Source organism: Rhizobium sp. Root482 (assembly GCF_001426565.1).
In the GTDB taxonomy this organism is placed as follows: domain Bacteria; phylum Pseudomonadota; class Alphaproteobacteria; order Rhizobiales; family Rhizobiaceae; genus Pararhizobium.
Map to the genome: position 1 here is coordinate 35709 of NZ_LMFA01000024.1, position 22155 is coordinate 57863.

The following is a 22155-nucleotide window of genomic DNA, read 5'->3' on the forward strand; positions in this document are numbered from 1 at the left end:
AACTCATGTCCACCAAGAAAACCATCGTCACCTGCGCCGTGACGGGTGCTTCGCTGACACCGTCCATGTCGCCAAACCTGCCGGTTACGCCGGCAGAAATCGCCGATCAGTCGATCGATGCAGTGAAGGCCGGCGCGTCGGTCCTCCACCTGCATGCGCGCCTGCCCGACGGTCGCCCCACCAACGATCCCGCCATCTGGGGCGAGTTCGTTCCGCGGCTCCAGAAGGAGACCCCGGCGCTCATCAACATGTCCGCCTCGCTCGGCAAGTCGGCCGAGGAACGCCTCGAAGCGGTGCTGGCGCTGAAGCCGGATATCGCCACCGTCATCGTCGGCTCGATGAACTATGGTCTCTTCAACAAGTCGAGGAACCAGGGCATCTTGGAATTCTCGCAGACCTGGGAAACCGAAGCCTTCGGCGAGAAAGCCTACCAGATCGTCACGCAGAACAGTTTTGCGACCATTCACCGGATGATTGACATACTGGTCGAGCACGACATCGCGATGGAATTCGAATGCTATGACGTCGGTCACCTCTACATTCTCGACCACCACCTCAGCCGCAAGCAGAACATCAAGCGGCCGATCATTCTCCAGTTCCTGACCGGCATCCTCGGCGGCATTCCCTCGGATATCGATCACCTCGTGCATCTGAAGCGCACATCCGAGCGGCTGTTCGGCGATGCTGTCGAGCTCTTCACCCACGGCACCGGCACCGGCAACATCAAGGCAGCCACCTATGGCGCAATGATGGGAACCCATATCCGCGTCGGGCAGGAAGACAACCTGTTCGAAAAGCCCGGCGTGCCGTTCAAGTCGAATGCGCATCAGGTCGAGAAGGTGATCGGCATCCTCTCGCAGCTCAATATCGACATCGCTTCGCCCGACGAGGCGCGCAAGATCCTGGGACTTGCCTGATTTAAACAACCGCCGCCGAGGAGGGACTGGTCATGTCAATGAATTTCACGTTCGAGAATCGCACCAGGATCGTCTTCGGGCCGGGGACGATCTCCAGGCTCGGCGCGCTCGTCGGGCCGCAGGAGCGGGTGCTGCTTCTTTTCGGCGGCGGCAGCATCAAGCGGAACGGCGTCCATGACGCCGTGCTGCGCGGCTTGGCCGACCGGTTCGTCGTGGAATTCGGCGGCATTGAGCCCAATCCGGAATATGCAACCATCCTTCGCGCCACCGATCTGGCCAGGCGCGAAGACATAACCTTCATCCTCGGCGTCGGCGGCGGTTCCGTCATCGACGCCGCGAAATTCCTTGCTTCGGTCGTCACGATCCGCGACGGCGACGCCTGGGACAAGCTGGTTCGCGGCGACGACGTTCCGCCGCCGCTCGATAACGGCGCCATCCTGACCTTGCCGGCGACCGGCTCCGAGAGCAATCCGGTCTCGGTAATCTCGCGGCTGGAGCGAGGCCTCAAGCTGCCGTTCCATCGGGAGGCGACACGGCCCAGCTTTGCCATTCTCGATCCATCGACGATGAAATCGCTGCCGCGGCGACAGCTGGAGAACGGCGTCGTCGATGCCGTCACCCATGTTCTGGAGCAATATATGACGGCACCGGTAAATGCCCCGGTGCAGCACGGCTTCAGCGAAACCCTGCTGGAAGTGCTGTTCGAATGGGGCCCGCGGCTTGTCGAGGAAGACAGCGACGAGGCGCGCGAGAACGTCATGTGGGCGGCCAACCAGGCGCTCAACGGGCTGATCGGCGCCGGCGTGCCGCAGGACTGGTCGACGCATATGATCGGCCACGCGCTGACGGCGCTGCACGGCGTCGATCACGCCCGCTCGCTCTCGGTGGTCATGCCGCATCTGATGCGTCATCGGCTTCAGGCAAAGCAGGCGATGCTGGCCCGCTATGCGCGCCGCGTGTGGAAAATCGACGAACCTGACGACGGCAAGGCTGCGCAGGCTGCCATCGCCCGCACCGAAGCCTTCTTCCGCCGGATGAATTGCCCGGTGACCTTCTCCGACCTGCCTGGCATCGCCATCGATCCCGAGCAGGTCATCCATCACCTCGTCGATGCCGGCCAGCTGCCCCTGGGCGAGGCCGGCGACATCGGCGCCGAAGACGTCCGTGCCGTGCTGCGTGCGGCCGGCGCCTGATGTTCCAACAGATCCGTGAGTGACACCATGAAGAAGCTGATCAACGACCCGAAATCCGCTGTCCGCGAAATGCTGGAGGGCGCGGTGACGCTGACGCCGTCGCTTGCGCTCCTGAAGCACGAGAACGTCGTGTTGCGCAACGATCTTCCGGACCGCGGTATGCGCAAGGTCGCGGTGATTTCCGGCGGCGGTGCCGGCCATGAGCCGGCGCATGCCGGTTATGTCGGTGCCGGCATGCTGTCGGCGGCGGTGGTCGGCGATGTCTTCACCTCGCCAAGCGTCGATGCGGTGCTTGCCGCCATTCGCGCCGTTTCCGGTCCGGCAGGCGCCGTTCTGGTGGTCAAGAACTACACGGGCGACCGGCTGAATTTCGGCCTGGCCGCCGAGATCGCCCGCGATGAGGGCATCCCGGTCGAAATCGTCGTCACGGCCGACGATGCAGCTCTGGCGCAGACCGTTCCGGTCGAGCGGCGGCGCGGTATCGCCGGGACCGTGTTGGTCCACAAGCTCGCCGGTGCTGCGGCGGATGAAGGGGTTGCCCTTGCCGAGGTCGCAAGCCTTGCCCGGCGCGCTTCTGCCGATCTGCGCACCATGGGCGTTGGGCTCGGCGAGTGCATCGTGCCCGCGGTCGGCCATCCGGCCTTCACGCTCGGGGACGGCGAGATGGAGCTCGGTCTCGGCATCCACGGAGAAAAGGGCGTCAGCCGCAGCCGGATCAAGCCGGCGGATGCAATCGTGGACGATGTTCTCGACGTCCTGTGCTCCGAGCTGAAGGCCGGCCACGGCGACCGGTTCGCGCTGCTGGTCAACGGCCTCGGTGCGACGCCGCAGATGGAACTGGCCATCGTGCTTCGGCGTGCGCTGGCGAATCTGTCGGGCCGTGACATGGAGGTTACCCGCGCCTGGTGCGGAAATTTCATGACGGCGCTCGAAATGCCCGGCATGTCGCTTACCCTGCTGCCGATCGACGACCGGCGCATTGCCCTGCTCGACAGGCCGGTCCAGGTACCAGCCTGGCCGGGTGAAGGCAGGCTGAAGGCGCAGATCACCGTGCTGGAAGGTGCCGCCGTGCAGGAGGAGGCCGCTCCCGATGGTGAAAGGCTGCCACCGAGCGAACCTCTGCGCCGTGCCGCCCTCGCGGTGGCCGATGCGCTCGATGCGGCGGAAGCCGAGCTCGGCGACCTCGACGGCAAGGCGGGCGATGGCGATCTCGGCGCCAGCATGGCGCGCGGCGCCGCGGCGATCCGCGCTCTGCCGGAGGAAAAATTTGCCAACCCGGAGATATTGCTGACCAGCCTCGGGCATGCAGTCCGGCGTGCCATCGCCGGCAGTTCCGGCCCGTTTTATGCAACGGCGATGCTGCGCGCCGCAGGCCAGCTGCGCGGCCTTCAGGATCCCGATGAGCAGGACTGGCGCAATGCGTTCGCCGTTGCCATCGGTGCAATCTCGGATCTCGGCGGCGCAAAGCGCGGCGACCGCACCATGCTCGACGCGCTGATCCCCGCACTGCGGGCATGGCAAGAAGCGAGCGCCTCCGGCTGCACTCCGTCGGATGCCTTCGCCAGAGCGACTGATGCAGCCGCGCGCGGCGCGGAAATGACGTCGACGCTCATCGCGCGCGTCGGCCGGTCGAGCTATCTCGGCGAACGTGCGATAGGAGTGCCGGACGGCGGCGCAGTTGCTGTGTCCCTGTGGATGCGCGCTATTGCCAACAGCGTGGAATAAGCGGCTGCTGGCCCGGCCAACCAATAATAATCGTAAACCCCTGCCTCGCCATAGGCAGGGGTTTTGGCGTTCAAGGACACTGCGTGACGGAACCGTATTCCGCCCGGAATCCGCCTTCGATAAACGCTCCTCTGCGAGAGACGGCCCGGTTCTTCCCACCGGAAACCGCTATCCGCATGGCAGTCAGCCGTTTGGCCTGACGCCGCTGACGGTGCATCGGAGATCTGAAAGCAGTCCGTCTTTCAGGCCATAGGCCCAGCCATGGACCGAGACCTCCTTGCCGGCCGCCCAGGCGGCCTGCAGGGTCGGCGTGCGCGCCAGGCGTTGAACCTGGTCCTCGATGGATGCCTCGCAGAGCCGGTCGAGAGCGACGTCGCTCCAGGTCTCGCATTCCTGGCATTCGAAGCGCCTTTCCGCAACGTCGCGGACAGGCTGCAGCCAATGGTCGATCAGCCCCAGGCGCTCGCCGCTGACGGCCGCGCGGATGCCGCCGCAGCCATAATGCCCACAGATAATGATGTGCTTCACCCTGAGCTGATGCACGGCGAACTCGACCACGGACAGCATGTTGAGGTCGGCTGGGTGGATGAGGTTGGCGACGTTCCGGTGGACGAACACTTCCCCCGGCTCCAGTCCCGCAATCACATTTGCCGGCACGCGGCTGTCGGAACAGCCGATCCACAGATATTCCGGTTGCTGCAATTGCGACAGTCGCTCGAAATAATCCGCCTTCTCGGCCTTGCGCTCGGCAGACCACGCCCTGTTCCTGCGTAGAAGGTCTTCGATCATCGCTTAGCCTCGCTCCTGGATAACAGCGGAGATATCTGCCTCTCTCCGCCACCTGTCAAACGAGAAGCGTCACACGCGCAACCAGCATCAAGCCGATGGTGAGGAACGGCGATCAGGGAGGCCCTCCATGTCACCGGCCTGCGGAAGGCCAAGCCGCACTCATCCGTAGGGCGTCCGCGCAACCGCCTCGCGAGGGCCTTGCTCATGAAGGCGGGTGGCCGCGAGATAGGCGCCGGTCATCGCGATGGCCACCACCACGCCGATCCATAGTCCATAAAAGCCCGATCCGAGAATGACGCCGGCCAGGACCGGCGAAACGACATCCGTCATGGCGCCCAGTGCCTGTCCGGTTCCCATGACGACCCCCTGCCGCTCCGACGGGACATGGACGGACAGCGCTGCCATATAGGTGGGCTTGGCAAGCGCATCGGCGGTGCTGATGCAAAGCACGGCAAAGGCGAGATGAGGAATCGCGGTCGCCAAGCCGGCGCTGACGAAACCGATGCCGATGATGGCGAAGATCAGCAGGATCAGCCGGCGCTCCGAAAAATAGCGGCCGAGCCATCTGAGCAGGAAAAGCTGAACCAGGATATTGATCACGCCGTCCGCGGCTATGAGGTAGCTCAGTTCGCGCGGTCCAAAGGCGCGACCATTCCAGACGAAGGTGTCGCCAAGGAACACCGGGAGCTGGGAGGTGTACATTCCATAGGCGAAGAAGTGGCACAGCATCACGACGACAAGCACGCGGATGACCGGAGCGCTGGTCACCGCCCGCAACGAGATTTTCTCTCGATCGGCCGCGACCTGCGCCAACGCCTTGCCGCCTTTGAGGCCTAAAGCCGTGACGGCGATACCGATCGCCGACAGGGACAATGCCATGAAGATCGGCGCGGCAAGCGAGAGATCGGAGAGCAGGCTGGAAAGGCCGGCTCCGACGATCGCCCCGAAACCGCCCCCGGCGCTGACAATGCCGATCGCCTGCCGCCGTGTCGCGGTCGAACTGTTGTCCGCGGCATAGGCGGCCACGGCCGAGAAATTGCCGGCGGTGAGTCCGAACAGAAAGCGCGCGACCAGGACGGTGGGAATAGTCTGGGCAAGGGCGAGCAGCAGCAGACTGACGACTGCCAGGGCCTGGCTCGCCAGAAGAACCCTCTTTCGTCCGAAGCGGTCCGAGAGCTGCCCGAGCAAGGGCGATGCGGCGAACTGGCTCAGGGCTTCCGTGGCCAGGACGAGGCCAAAGACAAGGGGGCTCGCGCCCATCTCACGCAAATAGAACGGCAAGACCGGCAGAACCGCACCGATGCCTGCAGCGTAGAGGCTGATGATGACGAATGCCGGCAGCATCAGCCGCCAGTCGAGCCGGGCTGGCGCAACAGCCTCGTCGTTCCGATGGGTCTCGGCGGTCATTTCGGCTCTTCCCCGGTGTGAGGCATGCCCATGCAGGCGAGATAGGTTTCAAGCGTCGACGTCCGGCTCGCATCGAAGGTTGCGCCGACATATCCGTCGGGGCGGATGAGCACGGATTCGCCCGGCGCCAATCCATATGCGTCGCGGATATGCCCCGCGGTATCGATGACGTCACCCTGCGGGCCAATGTAATGGACCTGCAGTCCAGGGCGCGGCGGGATCATTTCCCGGTCGGCTTGATCGACGAGCAGCGTCCAATGCGGTCCCTTGAACAGTTGAAACAGCCGCGAGGACTGGCCGGCCGCGCCCCTGAACGGGGCATCAGGTGCGCGATCCCCGGCACGCAGGCCGCCGCAGCGTTCGGAGAGTTCCATGGAGAGCGCAGATCCCGGATAGCCGATATCGAGTTGATGCACCTCGCGGCCGCGGCTCATCTCACCCTGTTTTTGCGCGTCGAGCAGCCGGGTGGAAAGGCCAAGAACGGCCTCCGCAATCGGGCGCCGCTCCTCCTCATAGGTGTCGAGCAGGCGGTCCCGGGCGCCACCGAGCACGGCGGCAAGCTTCCATCCGAGGTTATAGGCATCCTGCACGCTGGTATTGAGGCCCTGGCCACCGGTCGGTGGATGGATGTGGGCGGCATCGCCAACAAGGAATACCCGGCCGGTCCGGTAGCGCTCGGCCAGCCGGGCGTTCATCGCATAGGCCGACGCCCAGGCCACCGAATGCAGCTGAATATCGGTGCGGCCGGTCCGTTCGCCGATCATTCGCCCAAGGCCTTCGGTCGAAAGGTCGATTTCGCCCTCCAGCGGGATGGGCGCCTGAATCTGGAAGAGATCGGTCCCGGCGAGCGGGCAGATCGCGACCATTCGCTCCATGTCGCCATCGTTGAACTGGTGCCACGCATCGCGGTCCAGCCCGGCCAACAGGACATCCGCCACGATCGCGCGCACGCCCAGCGTCTTGCCGGGAAAACTCATGCCGAGGGCGTCGCGAACGAAGCTGCGCCCGCCGTCCGCGCCGACAAGATAGCGGGCGTGAAAAATGTCCTCGCCGTCCGGGCGCCGCAGGCGTGCCGTGACGCCGTCATCGCCGTGCTCGAACCCGATCAGCCCACATCCGAACTCGACCGCATGACCGAGTTCGGCCAGCCGCTCGCGCATGATCCGCTCGGTGATGAATTGAGGGACCATCAGCGCGAGATGATAGGGCTCCGCCGGCGTCGAATCGGGCCGCTCGACCATGTCCTTTTCGACATGGCTGCCGTCCTCGCGGTAGATTCTTATCGGCGGATAGAGGCCACCGGCGGCAACGGTCCTGTCGAGGATGCCCAGGTCTTCGAAAATTTCCTGCGTCCTCGGCTGGATGCCCTTCCCGCGCGAGCCATGGAAGGGCTCCGCCTGCTTTTCGATCAGCCGGAAAGACACCCCGCGCCGCGCGAGGTCGATGGCCAGGGTCAGGCCGGATGCGCCCGCGCCGCATATGAGCACGTCCGCCGCGAAATCATTTGTCATATTCATCTCCATATGTGTACTATGCACATAGTAGGAGAATCGGAATGCCGTCAAGAAAAAATGTGCAAAATACACGTATATCCAGCCGCCAGATCCGTGAACTTCACGGCGCGCTGATCGATATCGTCATTCTTATGAACCGACCGCAGCGTGACGAGGAGATGGTGCGCGAGGCCGGCATATCGCTCGATCGAGCCCTGTTTCCCTTGCTGGTAGGGATCGAGCGGCGCGGGCCGATCGGCATCGTTGATCTCGCCGAGGGGGTTGGGCGCGATTACACGACCGTCAGCCGCCAGGTGACCAAGCTGGAAAGCCTTGGCCTGGTCGAGCGCAGGCAGAGCGCGGCCGACCGCCGCGTGAACGAGGCCCTGGCGACGGCGAAGGGCAAGGCGATGACCGACAAGATCGACGCGGCACGGGAAAGGTACGCCGCCGCCATCTTCGAAACATGGGAGGCGCATGACATCGATGAATTCGTGCGGCTTATGCGCAAGTTTGCCGACGCAGCGAACAAAGGACCGGAAGGCTCCAGTGCATCCTGAGGGGCCGCATATTCCTGCATCCGTATGTCGCAGGCCTCTCGATACAATTCATGCAGAACCGTCAGCGAAGGCCTGACGTCGCGTCCGGGCGCGGTTTTATCAGTCGAAAGGCCAAAGCCGATCCGGCGACCACGACCAGTACGCGGACAATGTGATGGAGCACGACGAAGGGAACCTCGACGCCGAGCGAAAGCGCGATCAGGCTCATCTCGGCAAGGCCGCCGGGGGAGTAGGCGAGGACCAGCCCGACAAAGCGGTCGCCGGTCCACAGAGACAGGAGAAAGGCGAAGGCGAGGGACGTCGATAACAGCAAGAGCGTCGATCCGACGGACAATCCGATGACCCGTAGAATTGTCCGCGGCGGTGTATTGACGAAACGGCAGCCGACGGTGGCACCGATGACCACCTGGGCAGCACTGAGTGCGACACTCGGAAGCAGGAAATCGGTCAACTCCGCATAGTGAAGGACAGCACTGACGGCCATCGGTCCCATGAGATATCGGGCCGGAAAACGAAGAAGCGTGCCGAGTACGACGCCGGTCACCATCGCCGTGAGGAACCAGGCGATATCTTCGAGCTGCACGGAGGAGAGCGGAATGAAATTTGCGCCGCTGCGGCCGATCGACTGGCCGGTGAGGAACTGGATGAGGAAGGGGAGGGTGAGGACGACGAGAAAGATCCGCGCGGCATGGATCAGGGCGATCATCTTTTCCTCGCCGCCGCGCTCGGTCCCCAAAATCACCATTTCGATGAGGCCGCCCGGCATGGCGGAAAAGAACGCGGTCGGATGATCGAAGCCGGCGATGCGCCGGAAATAGAGGTAGACGATCCCGCCGGCGGTCGAGATGAAGATCGCAAGACCGCAAAGCGAGGCGATCCACAATCCGATGTGATCAAAGACGGATGGCGAAAACGACGTGCCGAGCATTGCCCCGATCATCGCCGTCGTGGGTGGGCGCGCGATGGGTGGGAGCGTCAGGGGAAGGCGCAGCAAGGCTCCAACGCCGCAGGCGATCATCGAGCCGAGCAGCCAGGCGAGCGGCATGTGGCAATACCACATGATCCAGCCGCCGCTGGCACCGACCGCCAGTGTCAGGATGAACCGTGCGAGAGAGGAGAGGTGCATGTCGCCAAGCCGGTTCAATAATCTGCGACCAATCGTGAATGGGTGACGCTGGGCGCCGCGCTGAAATGGGAGCCGACCAGACGCCGCCATTCCTGAAAGTCGTCGGAGTTTCGAAAATCGACCATATGATTGTCAACCGTTTCCCATCTTACGAGAAGACGATAGACGCCTGGATTTTCAACGACGCGATGCAGCGAGACGCCGTGGCAGCCCCTGGCGCGCAGGAAGAGAGGGGCCGCGCTCGCCACGCCTGCCTCGAATGCCGCTTCTTCCCCGGCCTTTATGGAAATTTCGGCGGTTTCGACAATCACTGGATTTTCCTCATTTTGCTTTGTGCTCGGCATCGATGGCGCGCTCTTCTCCGGTCGCCATCATGGTACGGGTGGCATCGATCGATGCGTAGATCCAGAAGATACGCATCGGTTCGCTTTCGGATGCATTGATGAAACGGTGGGGGACATTGGCTGGAATCCAGGTCGTGTCGTTGGGGCCGAGCAGATGCTGCACGCCGTCGATCTCGGCGATCGCCTGGCCGTCCAGCACCATGACGCTTTCCTCGCAATTGTGCTTGTGCAGGCCGATCGACGCGCCGCCTTCGAAAGCGGTGATGCCGTTGATCATGCTGGTGGAGCCGCATTTCCGTGTCACGAGCGGGATGGTCTTTGCGCCGCCGCCCCGGTCATTCGCCTTCAGGTCCTTTGGCCGCAGAATGGCGGGCTGTGCTGGGGATGTCATGGGGTCTCCTTACCTCGCGGCCTTTGCCGGGCCGATCCAGACGGTCTTGATGTTCACAAACTCACGGATGCCGTAGACGCCGAGTTCGCGGCCGTAACCGGACCGCTTGATCCCGCCGAATGGATATCTCGGATCGGAGGCGACCATGCCATTGATGAAGACCGCCCCGGCATCGATCTCACCGGCGAGCTTTCGGGCACGTGGCAGGTCTTTCGTCCACAAGGCCGAGCCGAGGCCAAATTCCGTCTGGTTCGCCAGCCGGATAGCCTCGTCGACATCCTTCACGCGAATGATGGCGGCCACCGGCCCGAACGTTTCCTCGCAGAACGCGACCATGTCGGGCCGGACATTGTCGAGAACGGTGGGCGGGTAGTAGAAACCATCGCCTTCGATCGGCTTGCCGCCCATCTTCAGGCTTGCCCCCGCGGCGACCGTCTTCTCGACCTGGGCATGCAGGCCGGTCATCAGGTTTGCGCGCGCCATTGGTCCGATATTGGTGTCGCGTTCCATCGGGTCGCCGATCTTCAACGCGGCGGCGCCCTTGCAGAACAATTCGACGAAACAATCTGCGATGCTGTCCTCGACGATGAAGCGCTTGGCATTGACGCAGGACTGGCCGACATTGATATAGCGCGCCTTCACCGCAACCGTGGCTGCTTCTTCCAGATCCGCATCGGCCAGCACGATGAACGGATCCGATCCGCCGAGTTCCAGCACCTGCTTCTTCAAGGCCTTTCCTGCCTGGGATGCGACGATCGCTCCGACTTCGGTGGAACCCGTCAGCGTCACGGCTGCAATCCGGTCGTCGGCGATGATGCCGGCGACTTTCGACGGTTCGATGAGGAGTGTCCTGAATAGGCCTTCCGGGCAGCCGGCCTCGTGCATGATCTCCTCGATCGCCAGCGCGCATTGCGGAACATTGTTGGCATGTTTGAGAATTGCTCCATTGCCCGCGGCGAAGGCCGGGGCGGCGAACCGGAAGAACTGCCAGAACGGATAGTTCCAGGGCATGATCGCCAGCACCACGCCGAGCGGGTCGAACGCGGCGAAGCTTTCCGTCGCGTTCGATGAGAGGAATTCATCCGCCAGATATTGCGGCGCATGCTCCGCGTAGAAATCGCAATTATAGGCGCATTTTTCAATCTCGCCTTCGGCCTCCACGATCGGCTTGCCCATTTCCAGGGTGATCATTTCCGCATATTTCGTCTTGCCCGCCCGCAGAACCCGCGCCATGGCAGTCAACAGCGTCACCCGCTGTTGGGTCGGTAGCTTGCGCCACTCCCTTTGGGCCGCAACCGCGCCGGAAAGAGCGGCATCGACATAGGCATCGTCATGCGGCTTGTATGCGGCAATCACCTTGCCGGTGGTGGGGTTGACCGCTGTGATCATCATGTTCTCCTGGTTTCAGTCCATTCCGCGGGCCGGGAATGTTGCCTGCTTTTCCAGCCCGGCAGGAAGGCCAGACTCTGCGCAGTCGATATGGATGGGATGTATTCGAAGCCGATCGCCTCGCGGTATTGATGTTCCGCCAGTATCTTGAGGATTGTATCGAAGTCGATGAAGCCCGTGCCGGGCTCATGCCGACCCGGATAGTCGGCCATATGGATATGGCCGATGCGATGGATATGCTGCGGAATCCAGTGCTCGATGACGATGCCGTCTGCGGCGGCATGGAAGGTATCGACCAGCAAAGAGAGGTTTCCGGGGCCGAAAATGTCCTGCACCTTGCACGCCTGCTCAAGCGTCGAGATCGCATAAGCCGGAATTGCCTGCTGGCTGATCGCTTCGATCAGCACTTTGACATTGGTGCCGGATGTCTGTTCGACGGCGTACTGAATGTTGTCGAGATAGACCTCCAACGCTTCCTCAGCGCTCAAGTTCGTCGCGATACCCGCCATCGGGTGAATATAGGGCGCGCCTATGGCGATGGCGTATTCCAGTGCCACATCAAAACTTCGTTGAAAATCGAGGCTCCGGCCGGGAAGCGCCGCCAAGCCTTTTTCGCCTTTGGCCAGGTCGCCGGTGCCGGCCGCGACCTGGCTGAACGACAGGCCATTCTCCAAGAGCGCCGCGCGCATGTCTGCTTTCGGAATGGAAAACGGCTGCGGATGCTCGATCGCCGTAAAACCAGCCTTCGCGGCGGCGGCTATTCTGGCCACCAGGGGAAATTCGTTGAAAAGATATCCGATGTGAGCGGAGAGCCGGTTCTGTATCATCGCGTCGCCTCCTCCGGAAACCGGCGAGGCGGGCGACGCCTGTCGTCCAAACGATCGCTTGCGTACATTGAATTCTCCAGGCATCCGCGTCGATCAGAAGCGACTCATGGGGGATGCCATCGATAAACTTGCATTTTAATAACTAAAAATGCAATAAATCGAAAATTGTCAAGGAGGCATCTCGCATGAAACCGGAATGGTCGCCCACCCAGTATCTCAAATTCGAGGACCATCGCACCCGTCCTGCGGCCGACCTTTTGGCGCGCGTGCCCGGGGCCGGCATCTCATCCGCGGTGGATATTGGTTGTGGGCCGGGAAATTCGACCGAGTTGCTGGCGAACAGATTTCCCGGAGCGAATATCCGCGGAATGGATTCGTCCCCTCAGATGATCGATGCGGCCCGCCGGCGATTGCCGAATGTGCGGTTCGAGACGGGCGGCATCGAGACCTGGCAGCCGTCCGCGCCACAGGACCTGTTGTTCGCAAACGCCGTCCTGCAATGGGTGCCCGATCATAGGAAGTTGTTCCCGCAATTGCTTTCATGCCTTGCGGATGGCGGATCCCTTGCGGTGCAGATGCCGGACAATCTCGATGAGCCGACGCATGTCGGCATGCGCCGCGCGGCACAGGATGCGCGTTGGCGGGCGCGGCTCGCAGCTGCCGACAATGAGAGAACAACCATCGAAACGGCGGAGACATATCATGAAATCCTGAAGCCGCATTGCAGCCGTGTGGACATCTGGCGCACCACCTATTTCCACCCGCTTCAAAAGCTGGAAGGTATTGTCGACTGGTTCAAGAGTACGGGCCTCCTCCCCTATCTCTCAAGGCTCGAGGAAGACGAGAGGGAAGCCTATCTCGACATCTATCGGGCGCAGCTTGCGGAGCATTATGTCGAAACCCGCGATGGCACGGTGCTGTTGCCGTTTCCCCGCCTCTTCATCGTCGCCACCAGATAGAAGATTGGTTTTTTGGGGCGATTTAGTGCAAAACGCGATCTTCGCCCGTTTCCAACGGCCAGCACCTCGAATAAATAGGAGTGACACCGGGCGACCTTCCGCTCTCAACATCGGGTAAATCATGGCCGCCAGTCCGCTTGCATTGAAGATCGCCAATGAGATCACGCTTCTCGTCACCTCGGGAGAGATCGCCGCTGGCGAACATCTGCGGGCGCAGCATCTCGCCGACAGGTTCGGCGTTTCGCGTCAGCCCGTCCGGGATGCTTTCCAGATCCTGTCCGAGCAAGGCCTGGTCGAATTGAAGGAGAACCGCGGATTCTTCGTCAAGGATACGGCCGGTGGCGTGGTCGAGCCAGTCAGCAACGAGGCCAAGCCCTTCGAGGTTGCCAACGACTACCAGCGATTGGCCGAGGATTGGCTGACCGACAAGATTCCCGCCGAAGTCACCGAGCAGATGCTGCGCGAGCGATATGATCTGACGAAGGCACAGCTGAACGACATTCTCATGCGTGCGGCGCGAGAAGGATGGGCGGAACGCAAGCAGGGATATGGTTGGCGATTCCTGCCGGTCGCCAAGACGGCCGAGGCTTTCGAACAGATCTATCGGTTCCGCATGCTGATCGAACCGGCGGCGATGCTCGAGCCGGAGTTCCGTCTCGATCGGGCCATCATCGACGAGCAGCGACGAATCCAGATGCGCATGCTGGAAACCGATATCGAGCGGCTTCCCGCCGAACGTCTCCTTCACAACGGTGCGCTCTTCCACGAAGAGCTCATCAAAATGTCCAACAACCCGTTCTTTCACCTGTCGCTCGTCCGCGTCAACAGAATGCGGCGGCTTCTGGAATATCGCTCCCGCGTGGATCGCAGCCGCACCGTACGCCAATGCCAGGAGCATCTCGCGATACTGGATCTGCTCCAGCAAGGCGAAATCGTCGAGGCCTCCTTCGCAATGCGCCGGCATCTCGGCGGTGCCCTGTCGAAAAAGTCGCCGATTACATGGTCTTGGTCACAACACGCGCAGGAAAATCAATCCAGATAAATTTTCCGATTGCATTTTTAGATCAAAAAAGCCAATAGTCTCTCGTGATATTCAGCGACGCCTGATCGTCGCTTCATGGGAGAGCAATCAATGAAGATCTTTGTGACGCCGTGCGATGGCATCGGTCCGGAAATCACCGCCGCGACGATGGAGGTGCTGAAGGCGACCGATTCGGCCTTCGCGCTCGGGCTGGAATACCATTTCGAAGACACCGGTTTTGCCAGCCTCGAGAAGTTCGGCACCACGCTCCGCGATGAGACGATCGAGCGCGCCCGGACCTTTGACGGCATCATCCTCGGCCCCCAGTCCCACATGGATTATCCGGCGCGCGACAAGGGCGGCGTGAACGTCTCGGCAGGTTTCCGTGTCAAGCTGGATCTCTACGCGAATGTTCGTCCGGCACGGTCGCGCAGCTTCCTGAACAATTCGAAGACGATGGATCTCGTCATCATGCGCGAGGCTACGGAAGGCTTCTATCCGGACCGGAATATGTATGCGGGCTCGGGTGAGTTCATGCCCACTCCGGAGATTGCGATTTCGATGCGCAAGATCACGGCATCGGCCTGCGAACGCATTGCGCGCCAGGCATTTATCCTTGCAATGAAACGCGATAAGCGCGTCACCGCCGTCCACAAGGCCAATAATTTCATCCTCACCGACGGGCTCTTCCTGCAGCAGGTCCGCAAGGTTGCAGCCGAATTTCCGGAAGTGAAACTCAACGATTTCATTATCGACGCCATGGCCGCGCATCTCGTTCGCGACCCTTCGCGTTTCGATGTGATCGTGACGACCAATTTCTATGCGGACATCCTTTCCGATCTCGCCAGTGAACTGTCCGGAAGCCTCGGCCTTGCCGGCTCCATCAACGCCAATTCCGAACTGGGCCTCGTTTGCGCTCAGGCACAACACGGATCGGCGCCCGACATACAGAACCAGAACATCGCCAATCCGACATCGTTGATCCTGTCGGTCGGAATGATGCTGCGCTGGCTCGGCGAGCAGAGAGGCCTGCCCAATTTCGAGGCTGCCGGTGCGGAAATCGAGCGGGCCGTCGATGAGGTTCTTTCGAACCCGCAGACCCGTACGCGCGATCTCGGCGGAAGCGCCAATACGGATGCATTCGGCGCAGCGGTCGCGAAGGCAATCCAGGGCGACAGCGCCAGGGAGACCGCTGTCGCCTAGTGTCGATCTTTGGATTTGATAACTCGAAAATCCAATATCGCTTTACGCATACTCCAGGAGCGGATCGTCGCTGCTGGAGGACCCGCCCGGAGGAGCATGGAGCACGGGCGCAACTTGGGAGATGAGCATGAATACGACGACATTACGGAGTTTCGCAGCCGCTACGGCACTGCTCGGCTGGGCCTCCAGCGCAGCGATCGCGCAGGATATTCCAGCCGGATATCCTGCCGACTACGCTGCCGTCATCGAGGCGGCCAAGAAGGAGGGAACCGTTTCGATCTATACGTCGACCGATGCCGCACAGTCGCAGAAGCTGCAGGACGGGTTCACGGCGAAGTACGGCATCAAGATCGCTTACAATGACCTCGGCACCAACGGAGCCTATAATCAGGTGATCTCGGAAGCGGCGGCCAGCCAAGTAACGGCTGATGTCGTCTGGAGTTCGGCCATGGATCTGCAGATGACCCTGGTCAAGGAAGGCTATGCCGCGGAATATGCCTCGCCGGAAGCCGCAAACATTCCGGCCTGGGCGAACTACCAGAACATCCTTTACGGCACGACCGTCGAGCCGATCGGCGTGATCTACAATACCAAGGCCTTGACGGAAGATAAGCTTCCCAAAACCTATGCCGACCTGATCACTTTCTTGAAGGATAACAAGGCCGAGCTGCAGGGCAAGGTTGCCACCTTCGACCCGGAGAAAAGTGGGTCCGGCTTCCTGCACCACTCCAACGATGCCCGCAACCGCTCCGACTTCTGGGACCTGGCGAAAGCGATGGGCGATGACGGTGCGAAGATCTATTCGAGCTCGGGTGGCATGAAGGAAACGGTCGTTTCCGGCGAGAACGTCATCGCAATCAATATCATCGGCTCTTATGCCCTGGATTGGGTCAAGGAAAGCCCCAATCTCGGCGTTCACTTCTCGAGCGACTACACCCCGGCCTTCTCGCGGCTGGCACTGGCGACCAAGGATGCCCCGCACCCGAACGCTGCAAAGCTCTTCATCGATTTCATGCTCTCCAAGGAAGGCCAGTCGCTTCTCGCCGAAGGCGGATTGCCCTCCGTGCGCGAAGACGTAACCGCCGGCCTCAACATCAAGACGCTCAACGAGCGCGTCGGGGGCGGCCTGAAGCCGATCGCCGTCGATGATGGCGTCCTCGAATACATGGATCAGATGAAGCGCGTCCAGTTCATGAACGACTGGAAGGCCGCTCTCGGCCGCTGACGTCCATGCTGCTACGGCGCGTATGGTCGCGCCGTAGCCTCCGTTTCCTATGCGAGAGGCAATTATGACGACCCATGCACCAGCCCCGGCTACGCTCCCGATGACCAGGGCAGCGGCCGAGAAGAAATATCCGGCGAAGATGCCGCGACATGGAAATGCGAGTGTCTATCGCATCGTGGTCATCGGCCTGCTTGCCATTGCCGTCCTGGCCCCGGTCGGACTTATCCTCTACCAGAGCTTTCTGTCGGCCGCCTTTTTCAGCCCGCGCGCCACCTTTGGTCTCGACGCCTACCGGTATGTCTTCACCGACAAGAATTTCTACGAAGCGCTCGCAACCACGACAATCTTCTCCTTCGGGATGGTGGCGATCGCCGTGCCGCTCGGAGCGCTGGTGGCCTTTTTGATCACCCGGACCGACATCAAGGGCAAACGGCTGCTCGAGATTCTGGTCCTCGTGCCGATGTTCATTTCGTCGATCGTGCTGGCCTTCGGCTATACCGTTTCGGTCGGCCCGACAGGCTTTGTGTCGCTGTTCATCCGCAGCCTGATCGGTTTCGTGCCCTGGAATATCTACAGCCTGCCGGGCATGATCCTGATCGCCGGTCTCAGCCATGTTCCGCATGTCTATCTTTACGTGTCGGCGTCGATGCGCAACCTGCCGTCCGATCTCGAGGAGGCCGCGCGTACCACAGGCGCATCGATCTGGCAGGTCTCACGCGATGTGACGTTGCCGATGGTTCTGCCGTCGCTGATCTTTGCTGCTTCCCTGAACATCCTTCTCGGTTTCGAGACCTTCGGCATTCCGCTGGTCCTTGGCGATCCGAACGGCATCATGGTTCTGACCACCTATATCTACAAGCTGACGACCCTGTTCGGCACGCCGACCTATCAGCTCATGGCCGTCGTTGCCGTGGTGCTGATCCTGATCACGCTGCCGCTCGTCTGGGCGCAGCGCAAGCTTCTGCGCAATGCACGCAAATATGTCGCGATGGGCGGCAAGGGCGCGCGCGTCGCGACCTTGAAATTGGGCGGCAGCGGCCAGTTGATCGCCCTTTTCATCATCGGTCTGTGGCTGTTCGTCTCGGTCCTTCTTCCTATCGGCGGTATCGCCGTTCGCGCCTTCGTCGATGCATGGGGAGAGGGCGTCAATCTGTTCGATCAACTGACACTCGCGAATTTCGACCATCTTCTCGAAGTGCCCAGCCTGGTGCGCGGCATCGTCAACACCGTCATCCTGTCGGTTGTTGGCGGCGCGGTTGCCGTCGGCATCTATCTGATGGTCGGACTTGCCGGGCATCGCAACTGGGGGGCCTCGAATACACTTCTGGACTATATCGTCCTCCTGCCCCGCGCCCTTCCGGGCCTCGTCATCGGCCTTGCTTTCTTCTGGGTGTTCCTGTTCGTGCCGTTCCTGACGCCGTTGCGTCCGACGCTTGTCAGCATCTTCGTCGCCTATGTTGTCGTCGGCCTGTCCTATGGCCTGCGTCTCCTGCAGGGAACGCTGCTTCAGGTCGCCCCCGAGCTCGAGGAATCGGCCCGCACGACAGGTGCCACCATCGGCCGTACCTGGAGGGACGTGGTCATACCCATCGTCCGTCCCGGCCTTGCCGGTGCCTGGGCCCTGATCATGATCATCTTCCTTCGCGAATACGCGACGGGTGTCTACCTGATGGGTGCCGGAACCGAAGTGATCGGATCGCTGATGGTCTCGCTCCTGCAGACCGGAGCGATGAACACGATCGCCGCGCTCGCCCTCATCAGTGTTGTTTTGACCGGCGCAGGCCTCGCACTCGCCCTTCGACTGGGAGCAAAAATCCATGACTGAACTCGTCGTCAACAACGTCCAGAAATGGCTGGGCGGCCTGCACATCCTGAAGGGCGCATCCTTCACCGCGGAACGTGGATCGATCGTCGCTCTGCTTGGCGCTTCCGGCAGCGGCAAGACGACGCTTCTGCGCTGTATCGCCGGCCTCGAGCAACCCGAGATCGGAACGATCGTCATCGGCGGCAAGACCGTTCTCGACAATGAAAAGAAGCTTGCACTGCCGCCCGAGCAGCGCAATATCGGCCTGGTTTTTCAAAGCTACGCGCTTTGGCCTCACCGGACGGTCAAAGAGAATGTCGGCTATGGTCTCAAACTTCGCAACATTGCCCCGGCCGAAGCCGGCAAGCGGATAGAGGCGATCCTTGAGCGCATGGGGCTCGGCCATCTGGCCGAACGCTATCCGTCCCAACTTTCCGGCGGCCAGCAGCAGCGCGTGGCGATCTGCCGGGCGCTCGTCTATGAACCCCGCGTCCTTCTTCTCGATGAACCCTTGTCCAATCTCGACGCCAAGCTGCGCGAAGAAGCTCGCTACTGGATCCGCAAGCTCATTCTCGACCTGCAGATCTGTGCCATCCTTGTGACGCACGATCAGGGCGAGGCCTTGGCCGCTGCGGACAATATCCTGCTCCTGCAGGATGGCCGGATCGTTCAGCAGGGCCGCCCGCAGGAAATCTATTCCAATCCGAACAGTTTCTATTCGGCCGACTTCCTCGGCGCCAACAATATCGTCAACGGCAAGGTGAAGACGGTCGATGGCACGTCGGCCGTCATCGGAGGCGAGGGATGGTTGTTGGACGGGACCGTCCGGGAAACGGCGGGCCTTGCGCAGTCACAGGATGCCCGCGCCGTCATACGCGTCGAGCAGATCACGGTAACGGACACGCCGGCTACGGACGGGATCGAGATGCAACTTGATGACAGCGTCTATCTTGGCGACCGCTGGGAGTATCGTTTGAGCCGGGGCGATTTCATCGCCAAAGCCCATGGAACCCGGCAGATGGCGACGGGCAAGGTCTGGGCGCAGATTCCCAAGGAAAGCATCTGGGTTTTCTCCGGCACCCAGAAATAGGTGTCTCTCCGGCGGTCCTTCATGCCTCGCGACCGCCGCCATCCTTCAATCTGGTGATTCCATGACCCGACCACGCATTGCGCTCATACACGCAACGACCATTGCCATCGATCCGATCAAGGCCGTGTTTGCGTCGTCCTGGCCGCAAGCCGAGCCGATAAACATTCTGGAAGATAGCCTGTCTCCCGATCGGGCAAATGTTGCGGATGTCACCGATGCGCTCACCGACCGGATCGTGGCGCTGACGAAATATGCCTGTCTGGCAGGTTGCGACGCGGTGCTTTTTACCTGCTCCGCTTTCGGCCGGGCGATCGAGCAGGCGGCAACAATGGTCAGCATTCCGGTGCTGAAGCCGAACGAGGCGATGTTCGAAGCGGCGATCCGCAAGGGCGGCCGGACCGCGATGCTCTATACTTTTCCGCCGGCGCGAGCGGGAATGGAGGCGGAGTTCCGGGAAGAGGCGCACAGGCTCAAGGCCGCCGCCGAGATCGAAAGCGTGCTCGTTGAAGGCGCCATCGAGGCGGTGAGGGCAGGGGATGTCGAAACGCATAATCGGCTTGTCGTTGCGGCGGCGGCACGGCTTGAAGGTTTCGACGCCATCACGCTTGCCCATTTCTCGACGGCCCGCGCGCTGAAGCCGGTTCAAGGCGTCACGGACATTCCTGTTCTCAGCAGTCCGGATGCGGCCGTCGCCAAACTGAAACATCTGCTCAGCGAGAGGACTTAAAAATGTTGCTCGGCGTCATTGCTGACGATTTCACCGGAGCGAGCGATATCGCCAATACGATTTCCAAGGGTCTGCCCGGGCAGGGCGGCCTGAGGACGGCGCAGTTTCTGGGCATTCCTTCCGCAGATGCGCCCGCCGATATCGAAGCGGGCGTTGTTTCGCTGAAAAGCCGGTCGATCCCGGCAGGTCAGGCGGTCGAACAGTCACTGGCGGCGCTCTCCTGGCTGCTCGGCCAGGGATGCAGGCAGATCGTCTTCAAATATTGCTCGACCTTCGATTCCACGCCGGATGGCAATATCGGGCCGGTTGCAGAGGCGCTGGCCGCTGTTCTGGGCGTCAGGGGCGTGGTGGCGTGCCCGGCTTTTCCGGAGGCAGGCCGCACCGTCTATATGGGGCATCTGTTCGTGAAAGACCGGCTGCTCAGCGAATCAGGACTTCAGGACCATCCGCTCAATCCGATGACCGATCCGGATATCCGCAGATGGCTGGCAAGGCAGGCGAAAGATAAGGTTGGCCTTGTGACTGAGGATACCGTGCGACATGGCCCAGCTGCCATTCGACACAGCCTCGATGCAGCCGCCTCGAACGGCGAAACACTTGTCATTGTCGATGCCATATCAAGGGACGACCTTGTCGCCATTGGCACGGCTATTGCGGACAGCAAGCTTGTCACCGGAGGGTCCGGCATTGCCATTGGGCTTCCGGCAAACTTCATACGAGCCGGTCTTGCAGCCGGCAACTCTGGCGGCTCGGCGGGCGTGGAGGGGCCGGAGGCAATCCTCGTCGGCAGCTGTTCGGGTGCGACGCGCCAGCAGGTCGAGATACACAGCCGGAACCACCCCAGTCTTCCGATAGACGTCCATTCTGTCATGGGCGGAGAGACCACAGCGGACATGCTGCTGGAATTTTTGACCAGTCATCAGCGACAGGCGCCACTCGTCTATTCCTCCGGAACGCCGCAGGAGGTTGGAGCCTTGCAGAAGCGATATGGTCGTGAGGCTGTAGCCAACTGGCTTGACACACTCTTTGCCGAGACGGCGCAAAAGCTGGTGGCATCCGGCGTTCGCCGCCTCGTCGTCGCCGGTGGCGAAACCTCGGGTGCCGTCGTTTCCGCGCTCGATCTCGGCGCGCTGACGATCGGCACGGAAATCGACCCCGGCGTTCCCGTGCTTCTGTCGAACGGTGATCAGCCGATCGCGCTTGCCCTGAAATCCGGGAATTTCGGCGCGCCGGACTTCTTCGAAAAAGCGTTGGAAAGGCTGGCTGGCCGATGACCACCGAATCCAGGCTCCGCGAGCATATTGTTCGACTTTCTAAATCCCTTTTCGACCGGGGCTTTTCGGTTGGCTCCGCCGGCAATATCAGTGCCGCGGTCGAAGATGGAATCCTGATGACACCGACAAATTCATGTCTCGGCTTTCTTGATCCCGCGCGGATCAGCAAGCTGGACCGGAATGGGAATCTTGTTTCGGGCGACAAGCCCTCCAAGGAGATATTCCTGCATCGCGCCTTCTATGAAACGCGCCGGCAGACGGGAGCGGTCGTCCATCTTCACTCCACCTATGCGACGGCGCTCTCCTGCCTTGCGGATACCGATGCGGAAGACTGCATCCCGCCCCTGACGCCCTACGTGGTCATGCGCGTCGGTCGCGTCAGGCTCATCCCCTATGTGCGCCCCGGCGACGAGAAGGCAGGCGATCTCATTCGGGATCTGAAGGGCGCCTATGCCGCGGTGCTTCTTGCAAACCATGGACCGGTCGTCACCGGACATGACATCGAATCCGCCGTCTATGCGAGCGAGGAACTCGAAGAGACCGCCAAGCTGCTGGTCCTGCTGCGCGGCGCGCCGATCAGGTTGCTGACGGACGATCACGTTCAGGAATTGAAAGCCGTATTCGGCGAAGGACTTAAGCGATGAAAACTGCCGACCTGGCCGCTGCAAGGCAATTGGCCGCGGAGCTTGGG

21 protein-coding genes are annotated in these 22155 nt (G+C 61.6%); 13 read left to right on the forward strand and 8 right to left on the reverse strand.

The features are described from left to right. Nucleotides 1–5: 5 nt before the first annotated feature. The 3 genes from ASD31_RS20400 to ASD31_RS20410 are packed head-to-tail and all read left to right on the forward strand — an operon-like array spanning nt 6 to nt 3835. Nucleotides 6–917, forward strand: coding sequence for a 3-keto-5-aminohexanoate cleavage protein (locus ASD31_RS20400; protein ID WP_056338387.1), 912 nt, complete (start codon nt 6–8; stop codon nt 915–917). A 32-nt stretch (nt 918–949) separates the two neighbouring features. After that, the gene (locus ASD31_RS20405) at nt 950–2110 is read left to right on the forward strand and encodes an iron-containing alcohol dehydrogenase (RefSeq protein WP_200952239.1); all 1161 of its coding nucleotides are present in this window, start codon (nt 950–952) and stop codon (nt 2108–2110) included. Between the two features lie 27 nt (nt 2111–2137). Beyond that, the gene (locus ASD31_RS20410; RefSeq protein WP_056338390.1) at nt 2138–3835 is read left to right on the forward strand and encodes a dihydroxyacetone kinase family protein; all 1698 of its coding nucleotides are present in this window, start codon (nt 2138–2140) and stop codon (nt 3833–3835) included. 183 nt (nt 3836–4018) lie between these two features. Here the strand turns inward: ASD31_RS20410 and ASD31_RS20415 are convergent, their stop codons facing one another. The 3 genes from ASD31_RS20415 to ASD31_RS20425 form a co-directional block, all read right to left on the reverse strand. Continuing rightward, nucleotides 4019–4624 carry a carbonic anhydrase gene (locus tag ASD31_RS20415; protein ID WP_056338394.1) on the reverse strand — a complete coding sequence of 202 codons (606 nt, stop codon included), beginning with the start codon at nt 4622–4624 and terminating at the stop codon, nt 4019–4021. Nucleotides 4625–4783: 159 nt separating this feature from the next. Then, nucleotides 4784–6031: an MFS transporter gene (locus tag ASD31_RS20420; RefSeq protein WP_056338396.1), complete on the reverse strand. Its 1248-nt coding sequence runs from the start codon at nt 6029–6031 to the stop codon at nt 4784–4786. Next, nucleotides 6028–7542, reverse strand: a complete 1515-nt coding sequence (locus ASD31_RS20425; protein WP_056338399.1) for an FAD-dependent oxidoreductase — start codon at nt 7540–7542, stop codon at nt 6028–6030. Before ASD31_RS20425 ends, ASD31_RS20420 begins: the two co-directional genes overlap by 4 nt. Nucleotides 7543–7586: 44 nt before the next feature. Between ASD31_RS20425 and ASD31_RS20430 the strand changes: the two genes are divergently transcribed. Further along, nucleotides 7587–8084, forward strand: coding sequence for a MarR family winged helix-turn-helix transcriptional regulator (locus ASD31_RS20430; RefSeq protein WP_056338401.1), 498 nt, complete (start codon nt 7587–7589; stop codon nt 8082–8084). Nucleotides 8085–8145: 61 nt separating this feature from the next. Here ASD31_RS20430 and ASD31_RS20435 read toward each other — a convergent pair whose 3' ends face one another. The 5 genes from ASD31_RS20435 to ASD31_RS20455 are packed head-to-tail and all read right to left on the reverse strand — an operon-like array spanning nt 8146 to nt 12161. Next, the gene (locus ASD31_RS20435) at nt 8146–9210 is read right to left on the reverse strand and encodes an AbrB family transcriptional regulator (protein ID WP_056338404.1); all 1065 of its coding nucleotides are present in this window, start codon (nt 9208–9210) and stop codon (nt 8146–8148) included. Nucleotides 9211–9224: 14 nt separating this feature from the next. Continuing rightward, the gene (locus ASD31_RS20440) at nt 9225–9521 is read right to left on the reverse strand and encodes an antibiotic biosynthesis monooxygenase family protein (RefSeq protein ID WP_056338407.1); all 297 of its coding nucleotides are present in this window, start codon (nt 9519–9521) and stop codon (nt 9225–9227) included. 10 nt (nt 9522–9531) lie between these two features. Further along, on the reverse strand, nt 9532–9945 hold the full coding sequence (locus ASD31_RS20445) for a cupin domain-containing protein (protein WP_056338411.1): 414 nt from the start codon (nt 9943–9945) through the stop codon (nt 9532–9534). Nucleotides 9946–9954: 9 nt separating this feature from the next. Continuing rightward, nucleotides 9955–11334 carry an NAD-dependent succinate-semialdehyde dehydrogenase gene (locus ASD31_RS20450; protein WP_056338413.1) on the reverse strand — a complete coding sequence of 460 codons (1380 nt, stop codon included), beginning with the start codon at nt 11332–11334 and terminating at the stop codon, nt 9955–9957. Further along, the gene (locus ASD31_RS20455; protein ID WP_056338416.1) at nt 11334–12161 is read right to left on the reverse strand and encodes a hydroxypyruvate isomerase family protein; all 828 of its coding nucleotides are present in this window, start codon (nt 12159–12161) and stop codon (nt 11334–11336) included. Before ASD31_RS20455 ends, ASD31_RS20450 begins: the two co-directional genes overlap by 1 nt. Before the next feature lie 185 nt (nt 12162–12346). On the opposite strand from ASD31_RS20455, the gene tam reads away from it, so the two are divergent. The 9 genes from tam to otnC all read left to right on the forward strand — a co-directional run bounded on the left by tam (nt 12347) and on the right by otnC (nt 22108). After that, nucleotides 12347–13120, forward strand: coding sequence for a trans-aconitate 2-methyltransferase (tam, locus tag ASD31_RS20460; protein WP_056338419.1), 774 nt, complete (start codon nt 12347–12349; stop codon nt 13118–13120). Between the two features lie 121 nt (nt 13121–13241). Continuing rightward, complete coding sequence (locus tag ASD31_RS20465) at nt 13242–14162, forward strand: GntR family transcriptional regulator (RefSeq protein WP_056338422.1); 921 nt, start codon at nt 13242–13244, stop codon at nt 14160–14162. A 90-nt stretch (nt 14163–14252) separates the two neighbouring features. Then, a complete protein-coding gene (locus ASD31_RS20470; RefSeq protein ID WP_056338425.1) occupies nt 14253–15344 on the forward strand; it encodes an isocitrate/isopropylmalate dehydrogenase family protein in 1092 nt (363 codons plus the stop codon). A 127-nt stretch (nt 15345–15471) separates the two neighbouring features. Continuing rightward, the gene (locus ASD31_RS20475) at nt 15472–16569 is read left to right on the forward strand and encodes an ABC transporter substrate-binding protein (protein ID WP_056338428.1); all 1098 of its coding nucleotides are present in this window, start codon (nt 15472–15474) and stop codon (nt 16567–16569) included. A gap of 100 nt (nt 16570–16669) precedes the next feature. Continuing rightward, nucleotides 16670–18394, forward strand: a complete 1725-nt coding sequence (locus tag ASD31_RS20480) for an ABC transporter permease (protein ID WP_244483914.1) — start codon at nt 16670–16672, stop codon at nt 18392–18394. Beyond that, nucleotides 18387–19463, forward strand: a complete 1077-nt coding sequence (locus ASD31_RS20485) for an ABC transporter ATP-binding protein (protein ID WP_056338433.1) — start codon at nt 18387–18389, stop codon at nt 19461–19463. The genes ASD31_RS20480 and ASD31_RS20485 overlap by 8 nt, the downstream gene beginning before the upstream one ends. Nucleotides 19464–19524: 61 nt before the next feature. Then, nucleotides 19525–20190 (forward strand): aspartate/glutamate racemase family protein, encoded by a 666-nt coding sequence (locus ASD31_RS20490; protein ID WP_056338437.1) that lies wholly within the window; start codon nt 19525–19527, stop codon nt 20188–20190. A gap of 2 nt (nt 20191–20192) precedes the next feature. Next, on the forward strand, nt 20193–21464 hold the full coding sequence (gene otnK / locus ASD31_RS20495) for a 3-oxo-tetronate kinase (protein ID WP_056338440.1): 1272 nt from the start codon (nt 20193–20195) through the stop codon (nt 21462–21464). Then, on the forward strand, nt 21461–22108 hold the full coding sequence (otnC, locus tag ASD31_RS20500) for a 3-oxo-tetronate 4-phosphate decarboxylase (protein WP_056338443.1): 648 nt from the start codon (nt 21461–21463) through the stop codon (nt 22106–22108). The genes otnK and otnC overlap by 4 nt, the downstream gene beginning before the upstream one ends. Nucleotides 22109–22155 lie beyond the last annotated feature (47 nt).